11 protein-coding genes and 1 tRNA gene are annotated in these 12197 nt (G+C 71.6%); 3 read left to right on the top strand and 9 right to left on the bottom strand.

What is annotated here, in order from left to right; all coding sequences use genetic code 11:
* Positions 1-28: 28 nt before the first annotated feature.
* The 7 genes from ACGFWE_RS29940 to ACGFWE_RS29910 form a co-directional block, all read right to left on the bottom strand.
* Positions 29-745, bottom strand: a complete 717-nt coding sequence (locus tag ACGFWE_RS29940; protein WP_352388314.1) for an LPXTG cell wall anchor domain-containing protein — start codon at positions 743-745, stop codon at positions 29-31.
* Between the two features lie 138 nt (positions 746-883).
* Complete coding sequence (locus ACGFWE_RS29935; protein WP_352388312.1) at positions 884-1387, bottom strand: hypothetical protein; 504 nt, start codon at positions 1385-1387, stop codon at positions 884-886.
* Positions 1388-1417: 30 nt separating this feature from the next.
* A complete protein-coding gene (pth, locus tag ACGFWE_RS29930) occupies positions 1418-2020 on the bottom strand; it encodes an aminoacyl-tRNA hydrolase (protein ID WP_352388310.1) in 603 nt (200 codons plus the stop codon).
* Positions 2021-2122: 102 nt separating this feature from the next.
* Complete coding sequence (locus tag ACGFWE_RS29925) at positions 2123-2707, bottom strand: 50S ribosomal protein L25/general stress protein Ctc (protein ID WP_352388308.1); 585 nt, start codon at positions 2705-2707, stop codon at positions 2123-2125.
* 183 nt (positions 2708-2890) lie between these two features.
* Positions 2891-3871 carry a ribose-phosphate diphosphokinase gene (locus ACGFWE_RS29920; protein WP_352388306.1) on the bottom strand — a complete coding sequence of 327 codons (981 nt, stop codon included), beginning with the start codon at positions 3869-3871 and terminating at the stop codon, positions 2891-2893.
* Positions 3872-3946: 75 nt separating this feature from the next.
* A complete protein-coding gene (gene glmU / locus ACGFWE_RS29915) occupies positions 3947-5395 on the bottom strand; it encodes a bifunctional UDP-N-acetylglucosamine diphosphorylase/glucosamine-1-phosphate N-acetyltransferase GlmU (RefSeq protein WP_393602935.1) in 1449 nt (482 codons plus the stop codon).
* A 126-nt stretch (positions 5396-5521) separates the two neighbouring features.
* Positions 5522-5593 (bottom strand) — tRNA-Gln (locus tag ACGFWE_RS29910).
* Positions 5594-5789: 196 nt separating this feature from the next.
* Between ACGFWE_RS29910 and ACGFWE_RS29905 the strand changes: the two genes are divergently transcribed.
* Positions 5790-7097, top strand: a complete 1308-nt coding sequence (locus tag ACGFWE_RS29905) for a histidine kinase (protein WP_352388302.1) — start codon at positions 5790-5792, stop codon at positions 7095-7097.
* A 29-nt stretch (positions 7098-7126) separates the two neighbouring features.
* Here ACGFWE_RS29905 and ACGFWE_RS29900 read toward each other — a convergent pair whose 3' ends face one another.
* Together ACGFWE_RS29900 and ACGFWE_RS29895 are read right to left on the bottom strand one after the other, a co-directional pair.
* Positions 7127-7621: an SUKH-3 domain-containing protein gene (locus ACGFWE_RS29900; RefSeq protein WP_352388300.1), complete on the bottom strand. Its 495-nt coding sequence runs from the start codon at positions 7619-7621 to the stop codon at positions 7127-7129.
* Positions 7622-7712: 91 nt separating this feature from the next.
* Positions 7713-8285 carry a YwqJ-related putative deaminase gene (locus tag ACGFWE_RS29895; protein WP_393602933.1) on the bottom strand — a complete coding sequence of 191 codons (573 nt, stop codon included), beginning with the start codon at positions 8283-8285 and terminating at the stop codon, positions 7713-7715.
* A gap of 323 nt (positions 8286-8608) precedes the next feature.
* On the opposite strand from ACGFWE_RS29895, the gene ACGFWE_RS29890 reads away from it, so the two are divergent.
* Together ACGFWE_RS29890 and ACGFWE_RS29885 are read left to right on the top strand one after the other, a co-directional pair.
* Complete coding sequence (locus tag ACGFWE_RS29890) at positions 8609-9604, top strand: SMI1/KNR4 family protein (RefSeq protein ID WP_352388296.1); 996 nt, start codon at positions 8609-8611, stop codon at positions 9602-9604.
* Between the two features lie 9 nt (positions 9605-9613).
* Complete coding sequence (locus ACGFWE_RS29885; protein ID WP_393602931.1) at positions 9614-12193, top strand: SUKH-4 family immunity protein; 2580 nt, start codon at positions 9614-9616, stop codon at positions 12191-12193.
* Positions 12194-12197: the final 4 nt, after the last annotated feature.

Raw genomic sequence — 12197 nt, 5'->3', positions numbered from 1 at the left:
TCGGGGGCACCGCTTTTTCGGTTCTACGTCAGGCCCGGCGCCGCCTGACCACGAGGTAACCGCCCGCCGCCGTCAGCGCGGCGGCGACCCCCGCCAGCAGGCCGACGGGAGCGCTGTTGCCGGTCTCGGCGAGGTCACCGGTGGAGCCCTGCGCGGAAGCGGATGCGGAGGGAGAGGCCGACGCGGAGGCCCCGGCCTCGGCGGATCCGCCGGGCTCGGTGCTGGGGTCGGCACTGGGCTCCGAGCCGGGCTCGCCGCTGGGAGACGCGGACTCGCCCGACCCCGGAGTACCGGAGGCCGACGTGCTGGGCGTGGCCGTACCGCCGCCGCCTTCCTCCTCCGTGCAGTCGGTCCAGAAGACCTTGTGCTTGGCGGCGCCCTTCTCTCCCTCGAAGTTCCAGAAGAGCTTGTAGTGCCCGTCGGGCAGCGACAGGTCCTCCGTACGGCCGTGCCCGTCGGAGTCCAGCGTGATCTCGCCGGACTGCACGGTGTCGCCCTTGACCTCGGCCGTCGGAGCCCAGGCCTCGATGTGCCAGTCGACCTCCTGGACGGCGTCGAAGCCGAAGGCGTCGAGGTAGAAGGTGCAGACGTGCGGCTCGTTCTTGCGGAGCTCTTCGCCGGTGGCGGCGTCGTGGATCTTCACGGTGCCGTTGTCACCGGGAGCGGTGGCGTGGGCGGCGGGGGCGACCAGGAAGGCCGCCGAGGCGACGGCGGACAGGACGCCGAAGCGGGTGAGGGTGCGCATGGGGCAGTAATCCATCTTCGAGAGTGGAACGGGAAGATGTGGAGGGGGCGGCTCAGCTTCCAGCGCGGACTGACCTCTGGTCAATCACGAACAGAGAACACTCAGGTTCTCCACAGAAGCAGAGAACGGCGAAAGCCGTCAGACGGTCACGAAAGCCGCCGTGAGCAGCGCGAATCCCGACCCCGCCAGCACCCACGCGAGCCGGGTCCGGCGCAACCCGCCCGCCACGACCACCGACGCGAGCAACAGCGCCCCGCCCATCGGCACCCAGGAATAGAGCACGCCGGCCGGTCCGGACCGTACGAGCTCATCGGTGCCGGGCTTGACCACGACCGGGTAGGTCTGCCCCTTGCGCACGGCCACGGTGTTCTCGATGACGGCCCGCGCCCGTGCCCGCGACCCGTGGGACAACGGGGTGTACGGGCCCGTGCAGGCATCCTCGGCACACCGCGTCACCTTGACCCTGCCCTGCTCACGGCCCTTGGTGAGCATCACGTACTGGGCGCTGCCCCAGGACGCCCACACCCCGGCGATCAGGATCACCAGCGCGAGGGTGCCCATCGACGCGAACCGCCCGAACCGCAGTGCGGCGGTCGAGGTCCGGCGGGCGGAGGCGGCGAGGGCAGGCATGGCCGGGATCATTGGCCATGGGATTACGCAAGTCAATTCGGGCTAGGAGTTGTACGTGCTCTGCGCCCGCTCGAGCCCCTCGATCACCAGAGCCTCCACCGCGTCGGCCGCGCGGTCCACGAAGTAGCCGAGCTCCTTGCGCTCGCTCGACGAGAAGTCCTTCAGCACGAAGTCCGCGACCTCCATACGGCCCGGCGGGCGCCCGATCCCGAACCGCACCCGGTGGTACTCCGACCCGAACGCCTTCGTCATCGACTTCAGCCCGTTGTGACCGTTGTCCCCGCCGCCCAGCTTCAGCCGCAGGGTGCCGTAGCCGATGTCCAGCTCGTCGTGGATCGCCACGATGTTGGCGACCGGCACCTTGTAGAAGTCCTTGAGCGCGTTCACCGGACCGCCGGACACATTCATGAAGGACATCGGCTTCGCCAGAATCACCCGCCGGTTCGCGGGGCCGGGCGGACCGATCCGCCCCTCCACGACCTGCGCCTGCGCTTTCCCGGCCCGCTTGAACCGGCCCCCGACCCGCTCGGCCAGCAGATCGGCCACCATGAAGCCCACGTTGTGCCGATGGCCCGCGTACTCGGGTCCCGGATTGCCCAGTCCCACGATGAGCCAGGGCCCGTTGGCGTCGGTCGTCACGTCCATGTCTCCTTGATACGTGGTCTCCGTGCTGTCCGGCCTCCGTGATACGCGCCGACCGCCGCCCCCGAAGGGAGCGGCGGCCGACAGCCGGTATCGCGGCGAGGATCAGGCCTCGGTGGACTCGGACTCGCCCTCCGCCGGGGCCTCCTCGGCCTGGGCGGCCAGGATCTGGAGGACGACCGCGTCCTCGTCCGTCAGCAGCGTGGTGCCCTCGGGCAGCGGGATGTCCTTGGCGAGGATGGAGTCACCGGCCTCCAGGCCCGCGATGGAGACGGTGACCGACTCCGGGATGTGCGTGGCCTCGGCCTCGACGTTCAGCGTGCTGAGCACGTGCTCCAGCAGGTAGGCGCCCGGCGCCAGCTCGCCCTCGGTGTGGACGTAGACCTCGACGTTGACCTTCTCGCCGCGGTTCACCAGGAGCAGGTCGACGTGCTCGAGGAAGCCCTTGATGGCGTCGCGCTGCACGGCCTTCGGGATCGCCAGCTGGGTCTTGCCCTCGATGTCCAGGGTGAGCAGGACGTTCGGGGTACGCAGGGCGAGCTGAAGCTCGTGGCCCGGCAGCGTGATGTGCACCGGCTCGGCACCGTGACCGTAGACCACGGCGGGAACCTTGCTGTCACGGCGGATACGGCGGGCGGCACCCTTGCCGAACTCGGTGCGGGTCTCAGCGGTGAGCTTGACGTCGGCCATGGTCACTCCTCGTAGAACAGTTGGGGAAGGGGTCACCCGGCCAAACAATCGGCCTGCTACGAAGAGCGCGTCGATAACGGACCGCCGGCACCTGCGCGAACAGGTACGGCCTCCCTCGCCGAGCAACTTCAGCAGCTTACTCGGAGGGGGAGGCCGTCACCAAAACGATCTTCTGCAGAACCCTTACTGCTCGTCGAACAGGCTGGTCACGGACCCGTCCTCGAACACCTCACGCACCGCGCTCGCGATCGTCGGCGCGATCGACAGCACCGTCAGCTTGTCCAGGTCCGCACCCAGCTCACCCGGCGTCGGCAGGGTGTTGGTGAACACGAACTCGCCCACCCGGGAGTTCTTCAGCCGGTCCGCGGCCGGACCGGACAGCACACCGTGGGTGGCCGTCACGATGACGTCCTCCGCGCCGTGCGCGAACAGCGCGTCCGCGGCGGCGCAGATGGTGCCACCCGTGTCGATCATGTCGTCGACCAGGACACACACCCGACCCTTGACCTCGCCCACGACCTCGTGGACCGTCACCTGGTTCGCCACGTCCTTGTCGCGCCGCTTGTGCACGATCGCCAGCGGCGCACCCAGCCGGTCGCACCAGCGGTCCGCGACCCGCACCCGGCCCGCGTCCGGGGACACGACCGTCAGCTTGTTCCGGTCGACCTTGCGGCCCACGTAGTCCGCCAGCAGCGGAAGCGCGAACAGGTGGTCCACCGGACCGTCGAAGAAGCCCTGGATCTGGTCCGTGTGCAGATCGACGGTGAGGAGGCGGTCCGCACCCGCCGTCTTCATCAGGTCCGCGATCAGCCGCGCCGAGATCGGTTCACGGCCACGGTGCTTCTTGTCCTGCCGCGCGTAACCGTAGAACGGCACGATGACCGTGATGGAGCGGGCCGACGCACGCTTCAGCGCGTCGATCATGATCAGCTGCTCCATGATCCACTGGTTGATCGGAGCCGTGTGGCTCTGGATCACGAAGCAGTCCGCGCCACGCGCCGACTCCTGGTAACGGACGTAGATCTCGCCGTTCGCGAAGTCGAAGGCCTTGGTCGGGACGACCCCGACACCCAACTGCTGGGCGACCTCCTCGGCAAGCTCGGGGTGGGCGCGGCCGGAGAAGAACATCATCTTCTTCTCGCCGGTCGTCTTGATCCCGGTCACAGCTGTCTCCTCAGAGGTGTTTCAACTGGGTGTGCAGTTATCACGGTACGACGACTTCGGCGCACGTGTTTCCGGTCAGTCCTCGCTCGAGCCCTCCCGGGAAGCCGCCTCGGCGGCCTGCGCCGCCGCGCTCCCCGGACGCTTGCGGGCCACCCAGCCCTCGATATTCCGCTGCTGGCCACGGGCCACGGCCAGCGAACCGGGCGGCACATCCTTCGTGATCACCGACCCCGCGGCGGTGTACGCGCCGTCCCCGACCGTGACAGGCGCCACAAACATGTTGTCCGAACCCGTACGGCAGTGCGACCCGACGGTCGTGTGGTGCTTGTCCTGACCGTCGTAGTTCACGAACACGCTCGCGGCACCGATGTTCGTGTACTCACCGATCGTCGCGTCCCCGACATAGGAGAGATGCGGGACCTTCGTCCCCTCCCCGATGGAGGCGTTCTTCGTCTCGACGTACGTCCCGATCTTGCCTTTCGCGCCCAGCCGGGTGCCGGGACGGAGATAGGCGTACGGCCCGACGCTCGCGCCGGCGCCGATGTGGGCGCTGTCGGAGACCGTGGTGTCGACCCGGGCGCCGGCTTCGACGACGGTGTCCTTCAGCCGGCTGTTGGGGCCCACCTCGGCGCCCTCACCCACATGCGTCGAGCCGTGCAGCTGCGTGCCCGGGTGGACGACGGCGTCCTGCCCGAAGGTGACGGTGACGTCGACCCAGGTGGTGGCCGGGTCGATGACGGTGACCCCGGAGAGCATGGCGCGGGTCAGCAGCCGGTCGTTGAGGATCCGCCGTGCCTCGGAGAGCTGCACCCGGTTGTTGATCCCGGCGATCTCATGGTGATCGGCGGCGACACACGCACCGACGCGGTGCCCGGCCTCGCGCAGAATGCCGAGCACGTCCGTCAGGTACTCCTCGCCCTGGGAGTTGTCGGTCCGCACCTTGCCCAGCGCGTCCGCGAGCAACTGCCCGTCGAAGGCGAAGACTCCGGAGTTGATCTCCCGGATGGCCCGCTGCGTCTCGGAGGCGTCCTTGTGCTCGACGATCTCGGTCACGGCACCGGTGGTCTCGTCCCGCACGATCCGCCCGTACCCCGTCGCGTCCGGCACCTCGGCGCTCAGCACGGTGACCGCGTTCCCGTCCGCGGAGTGCGTGGCGGCAAGGGCGTTGAGGGTCTCGCCGGTCAGCAGGGGGGTGTCCCCGCACACGACGACGACGGTCCCCTCGACGCGGCCGCCGAGCTCCTCCAACGCCATCCGTACGGCGTGCCCGGTGCCGTTCTGCTGCGCCTGCACGGCCGTGCGCACGTCGGCGTCGGTGCCGGCGAGGTGGGCGGTGACCTTCTCCCGGGCGTGCCCCACGACCACGACGAGGTTCTCGGGGTCCAACTCACGGGCGGCGGCGAGCACATGACCCACGAGGGACCGTCCGCACAGCTCATGCAGGACCTTGGGTGTGGCCGACTTCATACGGGTGCCCTCACCCGCTGCGAGAACAACGACGGCTGCCGGGCGAATGGCGCTCACGGGATGCCCTTCGGCTGTGGAGGGGGTGGGGTGACATCCGCAGGATACCGGGGCGTTTCCGGGGGGACATGAGAGTGGGCCCCGACAGTGCTGTCAGGGCCCGAACAGGGTGCGAAGAAGATGCGGCTCCCCCGCCAGGACTCGAACCCGGACAGATGGCACCAAAAGCCACAGTGCTGCCAATTACACCACGGGGGAACAACTTCGGCTAAACCGGACATCTGGTCAGGCTGCCGAGTGGCGGCTCCTACTATGCCGTACCACCAGCCCTCGACGCGACGGTGTAGATCGACGCGCTCGGGCGGTTTCGTGGTCGATCGGTCACTCAAGGTGGTGTAGGCCAGTCGTCGAAATGCACCGGAAAACCTGCGGGCGCCGAACGTAGGCTGGAGGCATGACCACGACGGGGGAAGACACCACCGCGGCTCAGACGGGGCCGTGGTGGTGGGCACGGTGGCGTAGTGCGGTGCTGGACGTGGGCCTGGCGTCCGCGTCCGCGGTGGAGTGTGCGTTCGAGGGGATCCGGTTCGCCGAGGACGCGGGGATCCCGATGGCCGCGGGGATCGTGTTCGGGGTGCTGGCGGGGTCGGTGCTGGTCGTCCGGCGCAAGTGGCCGATCGCCGTCGTGCTGGTGAGCATCGCCATCACGCCCGCCCAGATGGGCTACCTCATGGGCATCGTCGGCCTGTACACGCTCGCCGCGTCCGAGCTGCCGCGCCGGATCATCGGCTCGCTGGCGGGGATGTCCCTCGTCGGGATGCTGATCGTGATGTTCGTGCGGGTGCGGCAGGACATGGCCCACGACGAACTGGACCTGGGGGACTGGTTCGTCCCCTTCGCCTCGATCACCACCGCGATCGGCATGACCGCCCCGCCGCTGCTGCTCGGGCTGTACGTCGGGGCCCGGCGCCGGCTCATGGAGAGCCTGCGGGAGCGGGCCGACGACCTGGAGCGGGAGCTGCAGCTGCTGGCCGAGCGGGCCGAGGAGCGGGCCGAGTGGGCGCGGGGCGAGGAGCGGACCCGTATCGCCCGCGAGATGCACGACGTCGTCGCGCACCGGGTGAGCCTGATGGTGGTGCACGCGGCCGCGCTTCAGGCCGTCGCCCGCAAGGACCCCGAGAAGGCCGTCAGGAACGCCGCGCTGGTGGGGGACATGGGGCGGCAGGCGCTCACCGAGCTGCGGGAGATGCTCGGGGTGCTGCGCAGCGGGGACGGGTTCGGGCGCCAGGAGCGGGCGGCGGTGCCGCTCGTCGCGGTGGGCGTGGCGGCGGCCGCGGCGGCCTCCCGGGTCGTGGACGAGGCCGACGGGCCGTGCCTGGACGATCTGGAGACGCTGATCGGGCAGTCGGCCGCGGCGGGGATGGCCGTGGATCTGTCCGTGGAGGGCGATGTGCGGTCGTACGCCGCGCAGATCGAGCAGACGGCGTTCCGCGTGGTGCAGGAGGCGTTGACCAACGTCCACAAGCACGCCGCGGGTGCGAAGACGCACGTACGGCTGGCGCACCGGGTGTCGGAGATCGCGATGCAGGTGGAGAACGAACCGCCGCCGGAGGTGCCGTCGCTCGCGTCGGCCCGGCTGCCGTCGGGGGGCAACGGCCTGGTGGGGATGAAGGAGCGGGTCTCCGCGCTGGGCGGGGTGTTCGTGTCGGGGCCGACGGAGGCGGGGGGTTTCCGGGTGTCGGCGGTGATTCCGGCGGCGTAGGCGCCTCGCGTCAGCCCGCGCCCCTTGCGTCAGCCCGCGACGAGACGGGCCGGTTCGATGCCGGAGACGAGGCCGGTCAGGGCCTGGTCGATGTCGGGGCCGAGGTACCAGTCGCCGGTGTGGTCGAGGGCGTAGACGCGGCCCTCGGTGTCGATGGCGAGGAGGGCCTGGGTGTCGGTCTCGGCGCCGACGGGGCAGACCTCGGTGTCGAGGGCGCGGCCGAGGTCGGCGAGGGTGCGGGCCATGTGGAGGCCGTGCAGGGGGTCGAGGTGGAGGTGGGCGGGGGCGACCTGGCGGCCGGGGCCGGCGGGGGTCAGGTGCAGTCCGCCGAACTCGGCCCAGGCCTCGACGGCGGCCGGGAACACGGCGTGCCGGTGTCCGGCCGGTGAGGTGTGCTCGCGCAGGGCGTCGGCCCAGATCTCGGCCTGCTTTATGTCCCAACGTCCGGGCTGCCAGCCGGCGGCGCGCAGAGCGGCGTCGACGGGGACGGGGAAGCGGGTGGTACCGGTGCGGTCGGGGTGCATCTGCCCTTCGCGTTCGTCGAGGTCATGGGTGGGCGCCGGGGTGCGTGGGGCGCCGTCGTACGGGTGGTACGGGTCGTGCCGGTGGGGGGTGTCAGCCGCCGTTCGTCGTCGGGTCGACGATGCGTACGCCGAAGTGGGCGCTCAGGGCGGTGCAGGCGCGGCAGGGGGTGGCGAAGCTGCCGTGCAGCGGGTCGCCGTCCTCGCGGATGCGGCGGGCGGTGAGTTTGGCCTGCTTGAGGGCGCGGCGGGCCTCGCCGTTGGTCATCGGCTTGCGGGCGGCGCGCTTGCTGCGGGCGGCGTCGGCGGCGGCGATGTGCCGGGATATGAGCATGGTCTCGGCGCAGCGGCCGGTGAAGCGGTCGCGCCGGTCGCTGCCGAGGGTGTCGAGGAAGTCCTGGACGAGCGGGTGCAGCGGTGGGGCCTGGTCGCCGCGGGCTGCGGTGGAGGTGAGGGTGGTGCCGCGCACGGAGAGGGCGGCGGCGACCGTGGGCAGTATGCCGTCGCGGCGGTGGCGGAGCACGGGCGCCTGGGGTCTTTCGGCGCTGCTCCAGCCGATGCGGGGATCGCCGTGGGCGCCGGCGTGCGGGCCGCCGTTCGCGCCGGTCGTCGTGGGCGTGTGCGGTCCTGTGTCCGGTCCCGTCTGCGTCGTGTTCATGATCGTCATCCCCTCCCGAGCATCCCCCCGGAGGTCACAGACTGCCAAATGGCGTGGCTCGCGGGGAAGCTGGGGCGTGCGACACGCCCGGGTTCGGGCGGGCTGTCACGGTGGGGTGACGGCTGGTCACGGAAGCGGAGGGGGCCTGGCCGGTGCCCGGTGACCGGTGTCGTCGTACCGCATAGGCTGTCGGCACCGCGATCCAAGTGGTCGCCGCGATGCGCGCGGTTGACGCGTGGAGACGGACGAGACAGTCGATACGGCGCGTGGCGGCCCTGCATTTGCCCAGGGTCGCCGCGGGTCGTACCAGAGCGCCGCAGGGGGCTTTCGCCATGACGACAGGTCGGCTCGGGCAACAAGCCGCGCCGCCGAACGCGGCCTATGCCGGGCAGGTCGTGCACTTTCCGGATCCGGTCCGGGCCGCGCGTCACCCGAGAGGGGTACGGGTGGACGAGCATGGCTACCCCGACTTCTCGCCCTACGCGCGTGCCGCCGCGGAGATCGCCGAGCCGCCGGAGGGCTTCGGGGTCGACGAGTTGCGGCTGACGGACTACGTCTCGGCGAACGCGGCGCTCGCCGCGACCGGTCACGACCTGTGGGACACGGTGCCGGCGGTGGCGACGCCGCACGGCTGGACGTGGCATCACGTGGTGGGTTCGCGGCGGCTCGAGCTGGTCCCCGTCGAGGTGAAGGCGCTGCTGCGGCATCACGGGGGGATCGCGACGACGCGTGTCGACCAGAACAAGCGGGGGACGCGGCCGTTGCAGGAGACGCGGCCGGCGCACTTCGGTCTGCCGAAGTCGGCCGTCGCCGTGACGGAGTCACAGGTGCAGGGGGTCGAGGAGGATCTCGGCTACCGGCTGCCGGGCGCGTACCGCTCCTTCCTGAAGGCGGCGGGCGGATCGGCCCCGGTGGGCACCGCCCTGGACGCGGAGCTGGGGCTCCTGGTCGACCAGCCGTTCTTCACGGTCCGCGACGAGGCGGCGGTCAACGACCTCGTGTACGTCAACAAGTGCCTGCGGGACCACCTGACGAAGGACTACCTCGGTGTCGGCTTCGTCCAGGGCGGTCTGCTGGCCGTGAAGGTGAAGGGCGAGGGCATCGGATCGGTCTGGTTCTGCGCCTACGACGACGCGCGCGACGTCGACCCTTCGATGCCGCCGGCCGAGCGCGTGGAACGTCTGCTGCTGCCCTGCGGCGCGGACTTCGACGTGTTCCTGTCCCGACTGGCCGGTAATCCGCCGGAGTTGGAGACGGTGGCGAACCTGATGGTGGACGGCGGGTTCGCCCGTTCCGTTCCCGTGTCTTCTTCCGTGTCGGGGGAGTGAGCTTCAGCGATGGTGACGTTCGCGCAGGCGCAGGAGCGCGCGGAAGAGTGGATCAACGGGGATGTGCCGTCGTACCAGCACCGTGAGGTGCGGGTGCGGGAGTTCGACCTCGGGTTCGTGGTGTGGGCCGAGGACCGGGCGGAGGGGCCCCGTTCGGACGGGGGCGCGCAGCGGCTGGTGATCGCCCGGGACAGCGGGGACGCCACGCTGTGGCCCTCGCTGCCGGTGGGCGAGGTGATTCGCCGGTACGAGGAGGAGTACGGGCGGGAGGCCGGGGGTGGCGACGGGGACGCGGGGGCCGCGTCCGCGGCGTCCCGGGTCGATCTGAATCAGACGTCGTTCCTTCTCTCGCCGCCGGAGTGGTTGCAGGACGCGGCGGACAAGTTGGGGATCGGCGGGCCCGGGGGAGCGGGTGCCGGTTCGGGCGCCGCGCCGGGGGTGCCTGCCGAGGCGAGGCCGTGGACCGGGACCGACACCAACGGGGGCGAGGATCTCTCGGTGGCGTTGCCGGAGACGGTGTTCTCGGCGCCGGTGAGCGGTGACGGGGGCGGGGTCGGTGGCGGTGGTCGCGGTACGGGGGAAGAGGCTTCGGCGGTCTTGGAGGGGTCGGAGATCTCTGAGGTCTCGGAGGACTCCGAGGGGTCGGAGGGCTTGGAGGGCTTGGACTCCAGGACTGCGCGGATTTCCGGGGGCGGTCGGTCGTCGTCCGGGGTGCCGTCTGCGTACGGCTACCCGCAGGGGGCTGGTGGGGGTGCGGGGGCGTCTCAGCCGCAGGGTGTGCCTGGCGCTCCCGGTGCTCCGGGGCCCGCGCCGAGTGCCGGGGACATCGCCGATGTCGCCACCAGCAAGTTGGCACCTCCCTCGCGGGGGGCGCAGGCCGGGGGACCGACCCCGCCGCCTCCGCCGGGTCCCCCCGGGGTGCCCGGTGCACAGCCGGGGAACTCGCCCACGCCGCCCCCTCCCGGTGCGCCGGGGGGCGGGTATGTGCCCACCCAGTTCGTGTCGGCGCCGGGTGTCGAGGGGCCTTCGGGGTCGGGGGCGCCGTCGGCCCCTGGTGCTCCCACTGCGGGTGCGCCGGGCGGTTACGGGTTCCCGGGTGCTCCGCAGCCGTCCGGTGGGCCGGGCGGGCCTCAGGCTCCTGGCGCTCACGGTGCGGCACAGTTCCCGAGCGCTCCGGGTGAACCCGCCGGTCGTCGGTCCCCCGGTGTCCCGGGCGCACCGCAAGCGCCCGGTGCCCCCGGTGCGCCGCACCCTCCTGGCGACCCCGGGATTCCGCGGAACGTACCCGGAGCCGTGCATCACGCGGAAACCGTGCTGTCCGCACCTCCGGTGAGCGGCGGCCCCGGCGTGCCTCCGCCGCCGCAGGCCCCCGGCTCTCCCGGTGCCCCGGGCGCTCCCGGTATCCCCGGCGCCGCTCCGGGTGCTCCGCAGCCGATGCCGCCCGGCGCGATGCCGCCCCCGCCTCCGGGTGCCGTACCGTCCCCGGGCCCGATGCCTCCGCCGGGCGGGCCGATGCCGGGGCACCCCGCAGCCGGACAGCCCACACCGGGCCACCCCGCTCCCGTGCACCCCGCCCCCGCTCCGCCGCCGGCCTACGGCTACCCCCAGCAGTCGCAGCCCACCGTCGGGCCCGGGTACCAGGCCGTCCTTCGGTACCGTGCGCAGGACGGGTCGGAGCAGCAGTTGATCCGGCGGTCGGCGCCGGGGACGCCGCACCCGGAGTGGCAGATCTTCCACGAGCTGCGCGGCATGAACGTCCCCCCGGACCAAGTGCTGGAGCTGCACACCGAGTTGGAGTCCTGCGAGCTGCCGGGGGCGTACTGCGCGCGGATGATCCGCGAACAGTGGCCGCAGGCGCGGATCGCGAGCATCGCCCCGTACGGCACGGATCACGCGAGCCGTCAGCAGGGCATGCAGCAACTGCTGGCCCATCAGGGGGAGTTGCACCAGGTGGCGGACGGCCCCGCCCGTCCCGCGCCGGTGCGTGCGCCGTTGCCGCCCGTGCAGGCCGCGCCGCCGATCCCGCCGGAGGGTGTGGCGCAGGAGCTGGCCGGGGCTTTCGGGCCGGGGATCTTCCGGTTCGAGCAGGTCGCGGTGGACCGCCAGGGCGTGCCGCCGGTCGTCGCGCACTCGCTGGTCGTGGCGGGGCTGCCGCTGGACATGGGCCCGTTCTTCTGGGCACAGGCCCAGCCGGGGCGGCCGGTGCCGACGCTGGCCGAGCTGGCGGCCGAGCGCGGGGTGCGGCCGGCCTCCGACGCGGGCTCGTACCTCGTCATGGGCAGCGACTTCGGCAAGGCGATCTGTGTGCAGTACGGCACGGCCAACATCGTCGCCGTGCCCGTGGAGTCCGGGCCGGGTGGTGCGCCGGTACCGCCGCAGTTCGTGAACACGGGCCTGCCCGAGTTCCAGCGCTGTCTGGCACTGCTCGGCCGGATGTGGCGCCTTCGCTTCGGCCTGAACCAGGAGCAGGCGGGCCGCTGGACCGTCGACTTCCAGGCCCAGCTGGCCTCGCTCGATCCGGCGGCGCTGGGTTCGCCGGAGAGCTGGTGGTCGGTGTTGCTCGAACAGATGTGGGACGGGCTGCTGTGACGCC

The organism is Streptomyces sp. NPDC048523, assembly GCF_043199815.1.
Lineage (GTDB): Bacteria > Actinomycetota > Actinomycetes > Streptomycetales > Streptomycetaceae > Streptomyces.
This window is presented reverse-complemented; position numbering and strand designations above follow the sequence as displayed.

Coding starts and splice junctions, on each gene's coding strand:
- ACGFWE_RS29940 (WP_352388314.1), bottom strand. CDS start 745: ATGCGCACCCTCACCCGCTTCGGCGTCCTGTCCGCCGTCGCCTCGGCG.
- ACGFWE_RS29935 (WP_352388312.1), bottom strand. CDS start 1,387: ATGATCCCGGCCATGCCTGCCCTCGCCGCCTCCGCCCGCCGGACCTCG.
- pth (WP_352388310.1), bottom strand. CDS start 2,020: ATGGACGTGACGACCGACGCCAACGGGCCCTGGCTCATCGTGGGACTG.
- ACGFWE_RS29925 (WP_352388308.1), bottom strand. CDS start 2,707: ATGGCCGACGTCAAGCTCACCGCTGAGACCCGCACCGAGTTCGGCAAG.
- ACGFWE_RS29905 (WP_352388302.1), top strand. CDS start 5,790: ATGACCACGACGGGGGAAGACACCACCGCGGCTCAGACGGGGCCGTGG.
- ACGFWE_RS29900 (WP_352388300.1), bottom strand. CDS start 7,621: ATGCACCCCGACCGCACCGGTACCACCCGCTTCCCCGTCCCCGTCGAC.
- ACGFWE_RS29895 (WP_393602933.1), bottom strand. CDS start 8,285: ATGACGATCATGAACACGACGCAGACGGGACCGGACACAGGACCGCAC.
- ACGFWE_RS29890 (WP_352388296.1), top strand. CDS start 8,609: ATGACGACAGGTCGGCTCGGGCAACAAGCCGCGCCGCCGAACGCGGCC.
- ACGFWE_RS29885 (WP_393602931.1), top strand. CDS start 9,614: ATGGTGACGTTCGCGCAGGCGCAGGAGCGCGCGGAAGAGTGGATCAAC.